Here is a 19,045-nt window from a genome sequence, read left to right on the forward strand (position 1 = left end):
CTTTGAATACATTGAAATTTGGTACAACAGAAAAAGGAGACATTCTGCTTTGAATTATGCAACTATTGAAGAATTTAACAATCAAATTAATTACAAAAATGTAGCTTAACTTAATGTGCACCTTTTATTTGCATATCCATCTCTAGGTTTATAATTAAATCGACAAATTGTCACTTCCTTACAAATCTATATTATTGTCGAAGGTTGAGTTTTTGTAATTTGGTAAGAATTATATAGATTTAATTAGAAGTTGACTAAATGTTGACTAGTAAAAAACAAAAAACCCGTAAACATTGAGTTTACGGGTTATACTGGCGGAGAAAGAGGGATTTGTATCTCTCTCTTTATGTCAGTGTTTACGATGTTTCGCAAACTATTTTAAAACTAGGGTCTCGATTTTACTCCTACGATTTATAGGTAAAAAATCATGTAATCTTATCCCTGTAAATATAGTGATAATTAAAGGTTTATCAAAGTAAAAAAAGGTCATTCATTGTTTAAAATTTGAAATGGTCGAGTAATATTATTGAACTGGAATTGGTTCAAAATTTAGTTACCTAAAACATAAATTCTATCCAATTATTAATGGTTCAACTTGTTCAATTTTTAAGCTGGTATATTGGCAAAATTCCTCAATAGATACAAACTCATTTTGGAGCTTATTGAGCTCCTTTCTTATTTTTTGTAGCAGTCTAATGCTTTGACGATAACTCTTTCCTGTTATGCGTTGTATATCTTTTGGATAGATACACAATCTCTTATTTTCGGTTCTCATACTTTATCTATGGCTTTGATTGGGCTTTGCCTAACTTGGATCCACTATGATTCAAGTTCTTGCACTCTATAAAAATAATAAATAAATCGTTTGGTTCAGAAGCGGCGATTTGTTCATTATGGATAGGTGTAAATGGATATTTATGTCGATTTCTGCCATTTGTGTCACAAAGTGACATATGGAATAGGCGAGTCTTTCTTATGTGGTTTAATTAATTAAAATTTGTTTCATAATCAATCAAAAGATGTTGTAACAGGATAATGATTGAAGGAATTTAAAAAATCTAAATTTTAGAAATTATGGCTAGACAAAAAGGCATTATTAAATTGAAAGGTACTATTGGAGATATTACTTTTTACAAAACTAAAGATGGTCATTTGGCCAGAGAAAAAGGTGGAATCGATGCGAGCAGAATCGCGAGCGATCCTGCGTTTCAGAGAACGCGTGAAAACGGTTCCGAATTTGGAAGAGCGGGGAAGGCAGGGAAAACTTTGAGAACGGCATTACGAACGTTACTTATCAATTCTGCTGATGGCAGAATGGTAAGCCGATTAACTCAATCTATGATTAAAGTCATTCAAGCGGATATGGTGAGTGAGAGTGGATTGCGTAATGTGATTGATGGTGAAGCAGAATTGCTTGCAGGCTTCGAATTCAACATTAGAGGTAAACTAGGAACTTCTTTATTTGCTCCTTTTGTGGGTACAATTGACCGTGCTACGGGTAATATTATGGTTGATTTGTTGCCGTTTGTTCCTGCGAACATGATTGCGGCTGCAAGTGGAACAACTCATTTCAAAATTATATCAGCAGGTGCGGAAATTGATTTTGAAGCGGAAACCTTTGTAGTTGCCACTTCGGAAACAGATATTCTGCCTTGGAATTCGAATCAAACTGTTGATATCAATCATGCCAATCCAGTTACTCCGGGCAGCACAAAACCATTGTTTTTAGCTTTGGGAATTGAATTCTATCAAGAGGTAAACGGCAGAATGTATCCTTTGAAAAACGGTTCATACAATCCATTGGCATTGGTTCAGGTAAGCGGGCTGTAAGATGGTTTTAGTGTTAAGTAGGACGTATTTCCCTGAGGGAACACAAGGAACAATAGTATGGAACGGCACCTTAGTTTGTTATACCATCGAGTTGCCTTGGTTGCATAACCAACAACGTGTTTCTTGTATTCCAGAAGGAGAATATGTTTTGCAGAAGCGGTTTAGCCCAAAGTTCCAATGGCACTTGCATTTGAAAAATGTTCCGGGAAGAGATTTGATATTAATCCATCCCGCCAATGACGCTAAATCCGAATTACTGGGCTGTATTGCAACTGTAACGAAACACACCGGAATTGGAAAGGGAAGTTCATCCCGAAAAGCATTAGAAAAATTGAAAGTTTTGGTTTATGATGCTTTAAAACGCAATGAAGAAGTTAAAATAAAAATCCAATCTAATCCTTCGACTCCGATTAGGACTACAAGGCTGAAAACAAATAAATAAATTATGAATATAATTGAACGTGCAAAAGCACCAACCCCGAAATTCTTCCGGGTTTTGAGAAGTATTGGAATGGCTTTATTGGCTATCAGCGGTACTATCATTGCGGCTCCGGTAGTTATACCTGTAGCTGTTGTCAGTATTGCCGGATATGCAGCCCTAGCGGGAGGAATCATTTCGGTAATCAGCCAGATCACTGTTGATGATGAGGCCAATTATGAACGGGTCCTTGTGAACCGGATGAAAAAAGACAATCAAAATTTACCGCGAGATGGAATCAAATAACACCTTACAGATCGGAACCGCATCCGGAACTTTATTGAGTGTTATGCCAAATATTGTTTCTGAAGATATTCTAAAAACGATAATCTTAGCAGTAATTGGAGCTATTATTAGTTTTATTATTTCGCTCCTTTTAAAAGGATTGACAAAATATAAAAAGAAATAATACTGAATCGAGTTCAGCATAAATACGGGTTTGGCTTGGTAACCTTTTCCCGGATTAATTAGGGAAGCTTGGTCCGTTTGGATCAGGCTTTTTTTTGATACACATAATAACTTCGTTAGGTTTTAAAAAAACTATTGTTCCCCAATTTCATACTGATGTTCTCCTTAATTACTTTGTTCATTAGCCCAATTATCCATATAAGTTTCAAACACGCTTAAAGGCACAGAACCAACCTGCAAAATGGCATCATGAAATTTTTTGATTTCAAACTTGCTGCCCAAGCTTTTTATATATTTGGCTTTCAGTTCAGATATTTTCAATTCTCCCGTTTTATAGGAAAGCGCCTGTCCTGGCATTGCCATATATCTTTCTGTTTCTGAAACAGAAGCTTGCTGCTCTCTTCCTCCCTTTTCCATCATGTATTGGATTGACTCTTCTCTTGTCATTATTCCGGTATGCAATCCAACGTCTGTCACTAATCGGATCGCCCTAAATAATTCTGATTTGTAGGCAGCCAATTTTTGATAAGGGTCCGTGTACAATCCTAATTCTTCACCCAATGATTCGGCGTACAAAGCCCAGCCTTCAGAAAAAACGGAATAGCCAGCAAATTTTCTAATTTTAGGCATGGATTGATTCTCTTGCTGTAATGACAATTGAAAATGGTGCCCCGGAATGGCTTCATGTATAAAAAGATTGTCCATGCCCAACTTATTGAATTTAGTAGCGTCAACGATTGGAACATTAAAATAACCGGGTCTGCTACCGTCCGTTGTGCCTCTTTCATAATTGGCTGCCGACGTAGCCGCTTTAAACTTTTCAATTGCCTTCACCTCGAAGGCTGTTTTGGGAACAATATTAAATAATTTTTTTAGCTTCGGTTCTATGATGGGCAGGATGGCTCTGTAACTTTCCAATATTTCTTCGTCAGTGGTGAAGGGAAAAAAGGTGGGATCAGTTAGGGCATGATTGAAAAATGCAGTTCGGTCTCCCTGAAAGCCAATTTTTATCTTGAGGTCATCAATCTCTTTAGTAATTTGTTCCACCTCCCGAAGTCCCGTTTGGTAAATTTCATCCGGTGTCTGATTGGTAGTGGTGTTTACGCCAACAAAATATTCATACATTGCTTTTCCATTGGGCAAATCATTGTAGCCCGATGTGGTTCTGGCTTTTGGCAAATAAACATTTTTTAAATAATCGGCCAGTTTTCGGTAAGTAGGGATTATTTTAGTGTTGATTGCCTTTTGATAGGCCAATCGAATCGCTTTCTTTTCTTTTGCAGAAAAGGAGCTTGGCATATTCCGAACGGGTTCATAAAAGATATTTTTGAGTGTATCTGTCTCAGTTTGCGCTTCCAGCTGCGGAATCATTTTAATCACCAAGGCTTTGGGAAGTACCATTTTCATTGCAACGCCTTTGTCAAAATTAGCTATCGCAGTATCGGCCCATATCGTAAAACCATCAATTCGTTTGAGCCAGTTTTCATAATCTTTCGCTGTTTTAAAAGGTTGAAAACTTTTTCCTGAACCAAGAGAAGGTAATGAACTGGGGTAGCCCCTAAACTGGCTAAAGGGAATGTATTCAAAATGAAATGTTTCTCTTTCCAGAGCTTGCTTTATTTGGAGACTTACGATGTCAAAAGAAATTTTATCAAAGGAATTGAGCTTGTTTCTATCAAACGATGCTAATTGTTTTTGATACACGATGGTAAAGTCGTGTTGTTTTTTTAGGTAGGGTTCAGCGATATCGTTAGGAAATAAATCGTTGTACCTGTTGTCGCCTCTTTGTGTAGCTGTCAATGGGTTTAATAGCAAGCCGTCTTCGTAATAATTATCCAGAAATTTGCTGAATTTAGCATTGCTTGAGTTTTTCTGTGCCATTACAATTGTGCCGGTGAAAACAAAAAGTAGTACTGCTGTTTTTCTAAGAAGAGATTTTAATTTATTCATATTAAGGATTATTTATAAAATGATTTAATACTACAAGCTTGATTAGTCTTTCGATTAAATGGCTGCTATTAGGGTATTTATGTTAAATAAATTTTTTTTCAATATGCTAATTTATGTTTTATTTTTTAACTATTGCAATTATTTAGTTTGTCCTCAAAGCGCTACTATTTACAATACCTCATCAATATCACTCGTCTCATTTCATTAATAAGTACAATATTCTTCTGGAATTGGTCCTCTTTTTGTTCCAACAACCTCAACGCCTGAACTTGTTTTTTGTGCAGCTCGTGTTCCTGCAGCATTTCGTTTGCTTTTGAGTTAAAATCTATTTTGAAATCGTCGATTCGTAAAAAAGGAATTACGGACCCAACTAGTGATTGGTGCCAGAATTTGGCTTTCCATAAACTATAAGCCAACCAATAGACTGTGTCCGCATCTTCTTCATTTTGAAATAAGATGACAAAACTGTTGATAAAAGGTTCTTTCTGAGGCTTTCCACTGTTCATTCCTTTGTTGAGTATGAAAATTTGGTTCCCTTTGTAAACATTGTTTTTTTGATGGGTTTTGATAATGAAATTCGGCATGGTGTTTTGGTTTTAAATATTCGACCTTAATTTTTTGAAAAGAAAAAAGAGAAAAAAAGAAAGCCGTTAAAACAGCAGAAATGACGAACGAAAACGGAGGGCGACCCTGAAATAAATTTTGAAAAAGACCCTGAAACATGTTCAGGGTGAACCGACTGAAAGTGAGGAATGGATGCTATGTTTGCTGGATTTTTTTCTTTTTCTTTTCAAGAAATTGCACTATCGTCTTGTTGAGATTCCTCTGGGGACGTTGTAATGAAAACGGCAATCAAACACCCCCAAGCACCGCAGAAAATGATGATTGTAGTGGTAGCGGAAATTATTATTTATCGAGGAGCGCAGTGGCGGGGTTGCGGCAATCGAACAGCCACCCTAGACTGGAAACGAAGCGTAGTCCCGCTTTTTTCGCGGGATGAAGTGGAGAGAAGAGATAGGAGCGTGAAACGGCGGGGGAAAAATATAAGACAGCCTGTGGCGTTCCTTGATTTAGGGAAAAGCGACCGAATTAATTATGAATTGTGAATTATGAGTTATGAATTTATGGGGATGGTATTGTAAGACGCAGAGAGAGGGAGCGGAGCCAACCCCGATGGCTGTGCGAAGGAGCAACCGCTGAAAAATAAAGGGCGACAGACATAATACTGCTGGAATGCAGTGGAATGGAGCCTGCGGAGTGTAACGGAATGAAGCGGTATTGTGGGTGTAATAGCCCTGCCGAAAGCAGGAAGTGAACGTGTGAAGATGAGGAACGAAACAGTGCAAAAAAATAGCTGCTTGTTTTCAAGCTGCTTTTTTTTTTAGTGCTGTGAAGTGTCTGCGGAACGGAGGGAAACCTTATTATTGTAATGAAATAATAAACTGCTTATTTACCTAAATTGTTCTTATGAAAATGAGAGGTTGACCGACTGAAGCTGCCGAACGGAACAAAGAGAACGACCGTAGTGAGACCGCTTGATTGCTATTCCATTTTACCGTAAAAGTTCCTATGGAAATGTATTTTTTTGTTTTGGTACTTTTAGAAAAGGATACTTATCTTAAAACTCTGATGCCCAGATTGTCCGGAACGCTTGACTTTGCTTTCTTTTCAAGGGATTTTAATTAGAAATGAAGCACTAATTTGTACTACCTACAGAAAATAATCCTGTTAGGAGGATTGACCTTGGGATTGTTTATGAAGTATCAGAAAAGGTTGAATTAGAATATTGCGTTCGAGGGAAATTGATTACGCGGATCAAAAAGGTTTAATCGAAGGTGTATTTGTTTTTAAGACAATTTAATTTTAAATACAACGTATAACGCGAAAGGATTTGTAAGTAATCGGTTTTATTTCAGTACAAAACTACTTACACTAATTTTAAATAGTATTACTACATCCCAGCTTAATTACTTACCAATTCCATCAAAACTCTTCATCATATGTGTTTTTATTGATTAAATAGATTGTAACGCGATTAACCTCTTTTATAATCAAATATATTTTTGTTAAAAAACACACCTTTCATTGATATTGGCAAGTCATTATTTTCTCATAAACATTAAAAATAATGTTGTAAATAATTGATTTAAAGTTAATTGTAGTTAAAATAAAAATACATTATTTGTATTTATCGTAACTTAGATTAGTTTTAAAGAAATGTTAGTATGAAAACATAGCTTCAGCTAAATTTTTCCAAAAACTAAAACTAAAGCTAATCTAATTTAGCTTTATAAAACGCCCCATTTACTGTATTTTTAATTAATTATGTCTGTTTGGATTATTTTAAAACATACGACAATCGGCTGTTTATATCCGATTTAAAACATAAATGTATAATTTAAAAACAGGCTGTTTATGGAAAATAACAACTTTTACACTATCCGTAAAGGGTAAAACCCTCTTCAAATTTTTTAAAGTAAGATTATTGAGAAACTAATTCAGTTTCTTCCGTAGCTATTCTTATCTTTTTTCTAAACCTAATACCGATTTTTTTGAGTGTCAACTCTTTAAGGTAAAAGAATAGAAGAATGCCTAATTTAAATCAGGTTTGATTTATATTTTTAAATATATGGGTATTTCATTTTATAATTATAATTATTTAAAAAAGATTCAAATAAATTAATATAAAATACTTAATATGAAAGCAATAAATACTAAGGCCAACATTTTTTCTGTAATTTTTTTAATGGCGAATTTGTTATTTGTAAGTAATTCATCGAGTAAAGAGATCTTTAACGATAGCATAAAAAACAAGATTAGTAAATCGCATATTTTTTTAAATGTTAATAAAACGAATGCGAGTGCAGAAATTATCTTGCCGGGAATTTGGCAAAGTGTTTCAACAGGAGGGTATCATACATTGGGAATAAAAACTGATGGCACGCTTTGGGTGTGGGGAGCGAATTACTATGGTCAATTAGGGGATGGAACTTTAACGAACAGAAATATTCCAGTACAGATAGGTAGTTCTAACAACTGGCAAGATATTTCAGCAGGAGACTTTCACTCCATAGGATTGAAAACCGATGGTACGATTTGGGCTTGGGGGGCAAATTATGAGGGACAATTAGGTGATGGAACCAGCACAAATAAAAATACGCCCGTACAAATAGGAGTGGCTACAAACTGGCAAAGTATTACCGCCGGGAGCCATCACAATGGTGCAATAAAAACCGATGGTACGCTTTGGGTTTGGGGAAGAAATTTTGATGGACAATTAGGAGACGGAACTAATATTAGTAAAAACATTCCTGTAAAAATAGGTACAGATAACAACTGGCTAAGTATTTTGCCAAGTTATGTACATACAGTTGGATTAAAAACCAATGGTACACTGTGGTCTTGGGGGAGAAATTCTGAAGGACAATTAGGTGATGGAACTGATATTAATAAAAGTTCACCTGTACAAGTGGGAACTTTTACCAACTGGCAAAGTATTTCAGTAGGACATTTTTATACAAATGGATTAAGAACAGATGGTACTCTTTGGGCTTGGGGAGCGAATGACTACGGTCAATTAGGGGATGGAACATATATTAACAAAAATATGCCGTTACAAATAGGGGCGGTAAATAATTGGCAAAGTATTTCAGCAGGACATTTTTTTACACATGCAATAAAATCTGATGGAACATTATGGGGTTGGGGTAGAAATTCTGAAGGACAATTAGGATACGGTAATTACACATCTATAAATACACCCACGCAAATAGGTACAAATACCGATTGGAAGAAAATATCTGCTGCATATATACACTCTGTTGGTTTAAAAACCGATGGTTTGGAGTTTTGTGCTACAGGGAATAATCTTGAAGGTCAATTGGGCGATGGTACAAATATTAATAAAAATGCTTTAATATGTATTGTAACTGCTGTAGACTATTCTCTTGTTTGCCCCCTAGATAAAACGATTACTACAGATGCTGGATTTTGCACTGCCATAGTAAATACAATCGATCCCGTTGTAATGCCAAGTAATGCGGCATATAGTTACAAATTAAGCGGAGCTACAGTTGCAACAGGTAATGGCAGTGCTAGTGGATTAACTTTTAATAAAGGGGAAACCACGGTTACTTATACCTTGACAAATGATTCTACTAAAAATTGCAACTTTACGATAACGGTTAATAATTTTCAAAATCCAACTATCGTTTGCCCTGCCGATTTAACTATCAATAATACGCCGGGGCTGTGCACGGGAACAACTTCTTTAATGGCACCCTCAGTAAATGATAATTGCAGTACAAATGGAAATGCTTTAAATTTTGATGGAGGGTATGTAGATGTGCCACATAATGTTTTAATTAACCCAATCAACCAATTGACTATTGAAACTTGGGTGAAAAGAACAACTAACGGCATACAAGAAAGTTTAATAGAAAAATATTCTAATATAGGAAATACTTTTGGATATTTATTACGAATTACAAATGATAACAAAGCTTTTTCAATGGTTTTGAACAACTATTGTTGTGGTTATCAAGTCACAGGATCCACAACATTACTGCCTAATGTTTGGTATCATCTAGCGGCAACATTTAACAGAACTACAGGAGTTTTAAAACTATATGTTAATGGTATCCTTGATGGTGAGATTTCCGGCATAAGTGGATTACCGACAATACCGGGTGTCCAGTCGCTTAAAATTGGCGCAAGAGGAGATGATGCTGGTACAAGATTAAGCAATGGCGGTTTAATTGATGAGGTAAGAATATGGAGTATGGAACGATCGCAAGCGCAAATACTAGCTGATATGAATAAAGAACTCAGTGCACAGGCTAACTTAGTCGGTTTATATCATTTTAATCAAGGAATAGCCGGAGGAAATAACTCTTCTTCACCTGGACCAGCAATTAACACAGCTATTGATGCTTCAGGAAATGGATTTACAGGCATATTAAATAATTTTGCATTAACTGGTTCATCCTCTAATTGGGCTTTAGGAAACGCAAGTGTACAAAATCATAGCATTACCAATAATGCCCCAGCTGTATATCCAATAGGTAGCACGACAGTAACATGGAGTGGAACAGATTCAAGTAATAATACGGCAATCTGTACACAAACAGTAACAGTAGTTGATAATCAGGCACCGATTGTTACCTGTCCTGGTAATCAAACGTTAAATATGATTGCAAATACCTGCGCTGCCAACTATACTATTTCGGATCCTATATCAGATAATTGTACAGGTGCAACATGGGGTTATTCTTTAAGTGGCGATACTACAGGCAGTGCGTCAGCAATTGCAGATGGAACCGGAAGCGGGGTGGTGTCTTTCAACAAAGGTGTAACAACGGTAACATTAAGCGGAACCGATGGAACGAATGCTGCAACAACTTGCTCATTTACAGTAACGGTAGTTGATAATCAGGCACCGATTGTTACCTGTCCCGGTAATCAATCGCAAAATATTATCACAAATACCTGCGCTGCAAACTATACTATTTTGGATCCTATATCAGATAATTGTACAGGTGCAACATGGGGTTATTCTTTAAGTGGCGATACTACAGGCAGTGCTTCAGCAATTGCAGATGGAACTGGAAGCGGAGTGGTTTCTTTCAACAAAGGGGTTACAACGGTAACATTAAGCGGCACTGATGGAACAAATGCTGCAACAACTTGCTCATTTACGGTAACGGTAGTTGATAATCAGGCACCGATTGTTACCTGTCCTGGTAATCAAACGTTAAATATGATTGCAAATACCTGCGCTGCAAACTATACTATTTCGGATCCTATATCAGATAATTGTACAGGTGCAACATGGGGTTATTCTTTAAGTGGCGATACTACAGGCAGTGCGTCAGTAATTGCAGATGGAACCGGAAGCGGGGTCGTTTCTTTCAACAAAGGGGTTACAACGGTAACATTAAGTGGAACCGATGGAACGAATGCGGCGACAACCTTTAGCTTTACGGTAACTGTAAATGATAATCAACCACCGATTGTTACCTGCCCGGGTAATCAAACGTTAAATATTATAACAAATACCTGTGCAGCAAACTATACTATTTTGGATCCTATATCAGATAATTGTACAGGTGCAACTTGGGGTTATTCTTTAAGTGGCGATACTACAGGCAGTGCTTCAGGAATTGCAGATGGAACCGGAAGCGGGGTGGTTTCTTTCAACAAAGGGGTTACAACGGTAACATTAAGCGGAACCGATGGAACGAATGCTGCGACAACCTGTAGCTTTACGGTAACTGTAAATGATAATCAACCACCGATTGTTACCTGCCCGGGTAATCAAACGTTAAATATTATAACAAATACCTGTGCAGCAAACTATACTATTTTGGATCCTATATCAGATAATTGTACGGGTGCAACTTGGGGTTATTCTTTAAGTGGCGATACTACAGGCAGTGCATCTGGTATTGTAGATGGAACCGGAAGCGGAATGGTTTCTTTTAACAAAGGTGTTACAACGGTAACATTAAGCGGAACCGATGGAACGAATGCTGCGACAACCTGTAGCTTTACGGTAACTGTAAATGATAATCAACCACCAATTGTTACCTGCCCGGGTAATCAAACGATAAATGTGATTGCAAATACCTGCGCTGCAAACTATACTATTTCTGATCCTATATCAGATAATTGTACAGGTGCAACCTGGGGTTATTCATTGAGTGGCGATACTACAAGCAGTGCTTCAGCAATTGCCGATGGAACAGGTAGCGGAGTGGTTTCTTTCAACAAAGGGGTAACAACTGTTACGCTAAACGGCACTGATGGAACAACTACTGCAACAACCTGTAGCTTTAAGGTAACAGTGACAGACAATGTAAACCCAACAATTGCTTGTGCTGTTGCTGTAACTGGCAATACCAGTGATGACGGAGCCGGTAATTGTACAACAATAGTAACTTTAGGCACACCAACAACTGGAGACAACTGCAAAGTAGCCTCAGTAAAAGCCTATATTGGAACAACGGAGATCAATCCTGTTACAAATTTGTTTGCAATTGCTCAAACCACAGTAACATGGAAGGTAACAGACGATGCAGGCAATACTGCACAGTGTAATCAATTGGTAACAGTGACAGACAATGAAAAACCAACAATTACTTGTCCATCGGGTAGTCCATACACAAAAAGCACCAATGCAGGTCTATGTACTTATAGAATTGTAGGAAATGAATTCGATGCAACGGCAACGGATAATTGTGATACACCAGCCCTTGATTGGGATGTTACAGGTGCTACAACAAATAGCGGTACCGGTTCAATGGCAGATGTGTATTTAAACTTTGGAGAAAATACAATAACATGGACTGCATCGGACACAGCAGGTAATGAATTTACATGTTCTATCACAGTAAATGTAAATAAAGTAACAACAACGACAACAGTAACGGTAACTCCAATTTCACAACAGTACAGTGATAAGGTTAGCTTTGTTGCCACCGTAACGCCTTACAATTGTACCGGAGCAGGAGCTATTGGAGGAAAAGTAATTTTTAAAATTGGAAATTTAGTGATGGGTGAAGCGAATGTCAATGCCAGTGGGGTTGCAACGCTTTCTGATGTTCCATTATTGGAAGATATGCTTTATGATGCCGATTTGAATAATCCACTTAATCCGACAGAAGGACCCTTGAAACCAGGATCTAAAACAGTTACAACCTACTACACTGGAACTGATGCGGATTATATGGTAAGCAATCCAACAACGACGCTTACTGTAACTTGTGAGGATGCAGATATCACTTATAACGGCCATACCTATTTCACCGTTAATCCTAATAACTTAACGGGCACTTTATTATTGTCTGATTATGTTCTTGATAGAGATGATACTCCTACCGGAGCACGAGGTGATATCAGGAATGCTACCGCAACATTTTGGAATGGTGCAATTAATGGATCCGTAATAGGCACAGCCAATATTCCGGTTGGTTTAGTGAATCCACTCAATAAACAGGAAGGTTTTGTGTCAACAAGTTTAACTAGTACATTAACCAGTGCTGAAGCAAGTGGTGGTGGGAGAATTTATGATGTTTATTCCGGTTTGAATAATTATTATTGTGGCACCGATGGCCCTACTCCTGTAACACTGGCTTTGCCAGGACAGGATTTCGTTACTGGTGGCGGTTATATAGTATTCGGGAATAATTCTGCGGGTACTTATGCCGGAACATCTGGAAAACGAATGAACTTTGGTTTTGTAATGAAATGGAATCCAAGTGGGAAGAATTTACAGGGTAAAGTAAATATTATTTATAGAAGAATGGTAAATGGTGTGCAAAGGATTTATCAAATCAAAGGCACATCAATTGGATCTTTAGTGGTTGAGAATGTTGATAATTCAGGAGTTACTGCTACAGGTTCAGCTATAACTTTTAGAAGAGCCACTATTAGCACCAAAGCCAATTTAAATGATATTACAGATCCATTAAGTCCCATTTCATTAGGAGGTAATCTCAGTTTAGTAATGACGGCTTGGGAATCTACTACAGTAAATACCGGTGCATTGGATAGAGTAGGAGTACAATTATCGGGTACTGGAAGTGCTGGATTGTTATTTTCCAGTAATTGGTCTGGCGGTAAAACCATATGGCAGACTTTAAATGGTGGTAAAATACAGGTACGTAATTTATCAACATCGGCTGTTATTGCTTCAAAAAGCACAGAAACCGATAAACTAGCAGAACCCGTTTTATTCAATGTTATAGCATACCCTAATCCAACCCGACATAATTTTACTTTGGTTGTTGAAGGTGGTAGCAATGAAAAAATTGAGGTGATGTTATATAATATCTTAGGCAGGACATTAAAACACATTGAAAAAAATGATAGACAAGACATTATTTTTGGAGAAGAACTGCCAACCGGTGCTTATATTGTGATATTAAAACAAGGTGAAAACCAAAAAACGATTAAACTATTAAAACAGTAAAAATAGCTTTACAAAATAGTTTAAATTATAGCCATCCCATTAAAACCGGGATGGTTTTTTTATTGTGCTATACTTCATACAGGATTGCAGTGTACCCACAACAAACCGCAATAAAAAAAGCCAGACAAATTGGATTCAACTGAACCTAAAAGTTTGGAATAATTTTAATTATCAAATTGTCAAGCCTCACAGGTTTTTAAATATATTAGAATTTTAACCATTGATTCGCATTAGTTTTTAAAATTTGTGTCCATTTATGATTACCAATTCTTTTACTTCGCTGGTGCTATATGGATATGCAAATGAAAACTGCACATTAAGTTAAGCTACATTTTTGTAATTAATTTGATTGTTAAATTCGTCAATAGTTGCATAATTCAAAGCAGAATGTCTCCTTTTTCTGTTGTGCAAAATTTCAATGTATTCAAAGATTTCTAGTTTCATTTGTTCTTTAGAAATCAGTTTGTTTCCATAAATCAATTCAGTTTTCAAGGATTTAAAAAAGCTTTCCGCTACTGCATTGTCCCAACAATTTCCTTTGCGGTTCATACTGCGGGTTATTTTTTTATAGGAATCAAAAACATTTACAAACTTTTTGCTTGCATATTGAACACCTCTGTCAGGATGAAAAATCAAACCTTCCTCACTATTTCGGTTTTTAAAAACTGACCGCCAACTTATTTATAGGCGAGACAAACTTTCGCATTTACACCTAAATATGGGTAGATTGGCGAAGGTTTATTTCGTTTTTTGCGTTTTCAAATATATACAACTTTTATTACAATATTATAATTGTATCGTGATAATTTCCTTAATTTTTGTAGTGTAGGATGGGGAATGTTTTTCCTGTTTAGACTGTATTTTTATTTGTTTGAATTATGGTCAGACTGAATGCAGTTTTTATTTAATGGAGTTTCATTTTTTTTAGCATTTTATCGGCTACTAGCGGTCTAGTGATATAACATACTCTTTATTTGATAACACTAACTTGAACCGGATGTGGTACTGGGACAGTTTTCCCCAAAATACTAAAACAACCTTTTTTAAATACATAAATTAAATTAATTGCAGTAGCTGTTGACAGCTGGTGTTACAATTTAATTGTTAAGTAGTATTCTGTTATTCTCAGTATTACAAAACAAATAAAAGCAATAAATAATTTGAGCATAAATTTATATTTCGGTTGTTGAGATTTGTTGAAATTCATTAAAGCCTTTATGCTTTGAACAACTTTGTCTTTATTTAACCATAAAATCATTAGAATTAAAAATTGATATAGAATTGCAGCTTTTAGGGCCCCGAGATGCACTTTGAAATATATATCTTGTAAAATCACATTTATAAGTATTGTTGACGTGAACAAACAACCAATAATTCTTGTTTTTTTTATCAACATCAATGTTCCTCCAGTTATCTCAAAAAGTCCTAAAATCATTGCATATGATTTGGAATAACCATAAAAAGCCCACATCAATTCCATTCCAGTCATTTCTGAAACTGTCTTGTTGATTGCAGCAGCTCCATCAAATTGTACTAGTTTTGCTGTAACATAAATAAACATTGCAAATACTACAATCCAAGTAATGGCATTTTCGAATATTTCTATTTTATCCTCTTTAGTAAATTCCATTCATTATGTTTTCTTTTATCTTTTTGTTAAGGTTTGAGTCACTATGTGATGGTGTGTGGTTTCGTAACCTTTTAACTTTAATTTTTGCAGAAAAGTTAATGCGAACCAGTAATTCTACTAAATCATGCATTAACTCAAAGCTGCTATTGGCAAATGTTTTTTTATTCATTAATCCATTTTAGTAAACTTTCTCTTTCTACAATGTTCCAAGAATGTGGATGTTTTTCTCCGTTTGCTCTTATTCCACGATTTTTAGTTTTTATAAATTCTGCTTTTTTGCTTCCTAAACTAATTAACGAATTATAAGTTTTCTCAAGTTTATAAGCATTCAATTCTTCATACTTTCTGTTTTTGTTTTTCATTTGCCATTCCAAATCTGGCTCACAATAAAATCTAACTTTTATGTTTTTAAGATATTTTATATTGGTTGTTGAATTACTTGAAATAATATACGGTGATAGTATTTTGTATTTTTCAATTTCAATTTCTGGTTTCCCAATTTCTCGTTCTAACATTTCAACTAAAAATTTGCCCTCCTCAACGGCATCTTTATCTATATTCTTTTTTATGTCGCTCTTCGCATCATTATATAATTCTTCTAAATCTAATGGTGAATCAACCGCAAATAGTCCTTTTGGTTGAATTGTATTTTTTGTTTTCAATAAATAATTGGCTAGCAAAACGGAAACATTTCCTCCGCTAGAAAAGCCACCAATAAAAACATTTTCGTTTTTCACTTCATTTTTATTAAGAATTGAATTTATAGCTTTAGAATATTCAACTTTATCACTTTCAGTTAAATATAATTTATGATTATAATTTAGAAGTAAAGTTGTTATTCCTTCTTTTTCAAAATCTTTCAAAAATTTGGCTTCAGTTTTTGTGTTTTCTACATCACAAGGAAAACAAGGAAACAAAATCAAAACAGCTTTTTGGTCATTTGATATTTTTAGCTCGTAGTTTTTATTCTTTACAACTTTGATTTCATTATTTTCATTTTTACAAAAAACTAATAAAGCTGAAATAAATATAAGGGAAAAGATATTCTGGATTCTTAAATTCATGGTTTTCGTATAGAGTATGTTTCTCAAAATAGCTGCTAACTTAATATATGCGAAATAAACCTTCGTATATACACCCCAAAAGGGATGATTGGTGAAGTTTTGCTGCGCTTATCGATTTTCAAATATATACAACTTATAGTACACTATTATAATTGTATGGGGATAATTTCCTTAATTTTTGTGGTGAAGGATGCGGATAGTTTTGCTTGTTTTGCCTGTGTTTTATTATTGTTTGAATTTTGGTCAGACTGAATGCTGTTTTATTTAATTGTGTTTCATTTTTTGTGTGGCATTTCATTTTCCACTGACGGTCGGGGGATGTTGATTAATTCTTCATTTGATAGTAGGAATGGGCAAGGAATGCAATTCCGCAAAAACGGGTATTTAAAAATATCTGGAATTAAGTTAATTATTCCATTAAAGGACTTCTTCTATCAAAACAGCTTGAACAAAATTATGTTTATTTTAATACCTATTTGTGAATTATCCCCTACTATAATTTGTAATTTTATACTGTTAATAGAAATTAAAATTACAAAATTATGGAAAAGAGAATAGCTATTTTAGCCACAAACGGATTTGAAGAAGTTGAATTAAGCTCACCTAAAGAATATTTAGAAAAACAAGGTTGGAAAGCCGAAATTGTGAGTCCAGAAAGCGGAAGCATAAGATCATGGGCTTCTACTGAATGGGGGAAAGATTATAAAGTTGATCAAGAATTAAAAAATGTTAAAGCTACTGATTATGATGCTTTAGTGCTACCTGGGGGTGTTATCAATCCAGACAAATTGCGAACAAATGAAAATGCTTTAGCTTTTATAAAAGATTTTTTTAAAGCTGGAAAGCCTGTTGCAGCAATTTGCCATGGACCACAAATTTTAATTAGCGCCGATCTAGTTAAAGGACGAAAAATGACTTCCTATCCTTCTATAAAAATTGATTTAATGAATGCTGGAGCCGAATGGCATGATCAAGAAGTTGTTGTAGACAAAGGATTAGTTACAAGTAGAAATCCTGATGACTTACCAGCTTTCAATAAAAAATTAGTAGAAGAAATTAAAGAAGGGAAATACCAGTAAATAGTTTAATTTTTACAAAGTATCTTTTTTTTAAAGAAATCAGCTCTTTTGCTTAAAATAATCCCTAGAAAGAACTTGTCACTATTTCTGCGCTGTATCATAACCTTTTTTTAAATATTGAATCTATTTTAACTTAATAGTAGAAATGAAAAAACCTTCCATAAACGGAAGGTTTTTTCAGTAAAATATACCTATAAAAATCGGGTTTATAAATACGAAATCTTAATTCGTCAGACTTCGGAAAGCTGGGACTATTAAGCAGCATTGTTTCTAATCAATCTAACCACCCTATTTAGAAAAAAAATCCTGAGTGAGGACATAGCGTAAAGTTAGAGGAACTCCGTTATTTTTCATAGCGTACACTAGCGGGTTGATGGCGTAGTTGTCTCCCAGTAGTTGCTAATAGGAATGGGCACGGAATGCAATTCCGAGCGAACGGGGCAGTTTGACGTACCTTGGTAATACTTTCGGTGTGGCCAAACGAACTGCGTTGTTTCCGACAAGATAAAAATTTTTGAGCGAAGAAGAAGTTCACGTTATGAAATACCAGCAATGAAGTCATAAAAGTTAGTCGTTACTTCTTATTTCACTATTACACCATTTTCAACAGTGAACGATTTAAAAAAAGAATACTTATATACACCGTTTTGGATTGCTTCACCACTTTGCTTAAAAATTTTGTCGCCAACTGAAGGTTCACCTGGATTTCGCTTTTCAAAAATGTAGGTTTTGACCTCTTCTAAGAAGTAAAGCAAAATTATTTCACCGTTTTTAACGACAATCTTAAATCTATAATTTTTATAAATATATGTACCATCTGGTGCAGCCGAATCATCAATGTAAACTTTTGCACCAATAGTTTTCTCACCCTCGGATATAATTTTTAATATTTTGTCTTCATTTGTTACCCTAGAAACTGTAACTAAGTTTGTGAGAGCCGTTGTTGGTCTAGATATTGTTTTAAAATCTGGATTCAAATATTTTTCACTTAAAAAATCATGAACCTTCGAAATTGAATTCAATTCACCTTCATATTTATTTTCATTTACAAAAATTGCATATTCTTCACTACTGTCGACTTTTAATGCTAGAACATTTTCGTCAAAAAAGCCATGTTTGAATAAATAGCTATCCGAACGCTTATCTATTAATAAGGATTTATTTCCCAAATATTCCCATTTTGCTTTTTCAACTTTTCCATTTGTAGAAACCAGCAGTTCATTTGTAGATCTAAAAATATAGACAGTTTTATTTGACAGAATTTCATCTATTGACACCCAATGTTGATTCGTAAGCAAAGTTAAATTATCTAACTTTTCACTAAAACGTTCAATCTTCGGAAATATATCTAATAAAAAAGTCTTCATAAATGTAGAATTTTGTTTTAAGTGATACCCAACGTCCCGCTACTACATCGATTTTGGGACTAAATTAAGCCCTATTTTCGGATTTGCCAAATCATCCCAAATACAAAACCATTTTGCCATTTGGCCTATTGCCCAAATCAATTGTAGCCATTGTTGAACTAAACCTTCGGTAGCACTTACCGAGATTTTGTACCTTACGAAGATAATTAAAATTCGTAAATTATGACTACAAAAAAAAGCATCCCGATGCGTTAAGAGAAAACAAAAT

At 35.2% G+C, this 19,045-nt stretch carries 14 protein-coding genes; 6 read left to right on the forward strand and 8 right to left on the reverse strand.

Annotation, left to right across the window (positions count from 1 at the left end):
* The first annotated feature begins 1,074 nt into the window (after positions 1–1,074).
* Genes ACFX5D_RS15885 through ACFX5D_RS15900 form a run of 4 tightly spaced genes read left to right on the forward strand, consistent with a single transcriptional unit; the run spans position 1,075 to position 2,717 of the window.
* The gene (locus ACFX5D_RS15885; protein ID WP_379859182.1) at positions 1,075–1,830 is read left to right on the forward strand and encodes a hypothetical protein; all 756 of its coding nucleotides are present in this window, start codon (positions 1,075–1,077) and stop codon (positions 1,828–1,830) included.
* Between the two features lies 1 nt (position 1,831).
* Positions 1,832–2,272 carry a DUF5675 family protein gene (locus tag ACFX5D_RS15890; protein ID WP_379859183.1) on the forward strand — a complete coding sequence of 147 codons (441 nt, stop codon included), beginning with the start codon at positions 1,832–1,834 and terminating at the stop codon, positions 2,270–2,272.
* Between the two features lie 54 nt (positions 2,273–2,326).
* Entirely contained in the window at positions 2,327–2,554 is a 228-nt protein-coding gene (locus tag ACFX5D_RS15895) for a hypothetical protein (RefSeq protein ID WP_379859184.1), read from the forward strand.
* Entirely contained in the window at positions 2,541–2,717 is a 177-nt protein-coding gene (locus tag ACFX5D_RS15900; protein WP_379859185.1) for a hypothetical protein, read from the forward strand. The genes ACFX5D_RS15895 and ACFX5D_RS15900 overlap by 14 nt, the downstream gene beginning before the upstream one ends.
* Positions 2,718–2,881: 164 nt before the next feature.
* Here the strand turns inward: ACFX5D_RS15900 and ACFX5D_RS15905 are convergent, their stop codons facing one another.
* Positions 2,882–4,666, reverse strand: a complete 1,785-nt coding sequence (locus tag ACFX5D_RS15905) for a DUF885 domain-containing protein (RefSeq protein ID WP_379859186.1) — start codon at positions 4,664–4,666, stop codon at positions 2,882–2,884.
* A 164-nt stretch (positions 4,667–4,830) separates the two neighbouring features.
* Positions 4,831–5,250, reverse strand: coding sequence for a DUF6943 family protein (locus ACFX5D_RS15910; RefSeq protein ID WP_379859187.1), 420 nt, complete (start codon positions 5,248–5,250; stop codon positions 4,831–4,833).
* A 2,114-nt stretch (positions 5,251–7,364) separates the two neighbouring features.
* On the opposite strand from ACFX5D_RS15910, the gene ACFX5D_RS15915 reads away from it, so the two are divergent.
* The gene (locus ACFX5D_RS15915) at positions 7,365–13,637 is read left to right on the forward strand and encodes a LamG-like jellyroll fold domain-containing protein (protein ID WP_379859188.1); all 6,273 of its coding nucleotides are present in this window, start codon (positions 7,365–7,367) and stop codon (positions 13,635–13,637) included.
* 321 nt (positions 13,638–13,958) lie between these two features.
* Here ACFX5D_RS15915 and ACFX5D_RS15920 read toward each other — a convergent pair whose 3' ends face one another.
* The 4 genes from ACFX5D_RS15920 to ACFX5D_RS15935 form a co-directional block, all read right to left on the reverse strand.
* Complete coding sequence (locus tag ACFX5D_RS15920; RefSeq protein ID WP_379859189.1) at positions 13,959–14,273, reverse strand: IS3 family transposase; 315 nt, start codon at positions 14,271–14,273, stop codon at positions 13,959–13,961.
* Positions 14,274–14,423: 150 nt separating this feature from the next.
* Positions 14,424–14,504 carry a DUF4113 domain-containing protein gene (locus ACFX5D_RS15925; protein WP_379859195.1) on the reverse strand — a complete coding sequence of 27 codons (81 nt, stop codon included), beginning with the start codon at positions 14,502–14,504 and terminating at the stop codon, positions 14,424–14,426.
* Between the two features lie 223 nt (positions 14,505–14,727).
* Positions 14,728–15,267 (reverse strand): hypothetical protein, encoded by a 540-nt coding sequence (locus ACFX5D_RS15930; RefSeq protein WP_379859190.1) that lies wholly within the window; start codon positions 15,265–15,267, stop codon positions 14,728–14,730.
* Positions 15,268–15,428: 161 nt separating this feature from the next.
* A complete protein-coding gene (locus ACFX5D_RS15935; protein ID WP_379859191.1) occupies positions 15,429–16,130 on the reverse strand; it encodes a hypothetical protein in 702 nt (233 codons plus the stop codon).
* Between the two features lie 743 nt (positions 16,131–16,873).
* Here ACFX5D_RS15935 and ACFX5D_RS15940 point away from each other — a divergent pair.
* Positions 16,874–17,410: a type 1 glutamine amidotransferase domain-containing protein gene (locus ACFX5D_RS15940; protein ID WP_379859192.1), complete on the forward strand. Its 537-nt coding sequence runs from the start codon at positions 16,874–16,876 to the stop codon at positions 17,408–17,410.
* A gap of 581 nt (positions 17,411–17,991) precedes the next feature.
* Here ACFX5D_RS15940 and ACFX5D_RS15945 read toward each other — a convergent pair.
* Positions 17,992–18,777, reverse strand: a complete 786-nt coding sequence (locus tag ACFX5D_RS15945) for a hypothetical protein (RefSeq protein WP_379859193.1) — start codon at positions 18,775–18,777, stop codon at positions 17,992–17,994.
* Positions 18,778–18,819: 42 nt separating this feature from the next.
* The coding region (locus ACFX5D_RS15950) for a hypothetical protein (RefSeq protein ID WP_379859194.1) at positions 18,820–19,045 on the reverse strand (226 nt) is incomplete at its 5' end.

Origin of the sequence: Flavobacterium fructosi (assembly GCF_042787335.1) — a bacterium.
GTDB classification, from domain to species: Bacteria; Bacteroidota; Bacteroidia; order Flavobacteriales; family Flavobacteriaceae; genus Flavobacterium; species Flavobacterium fructosi.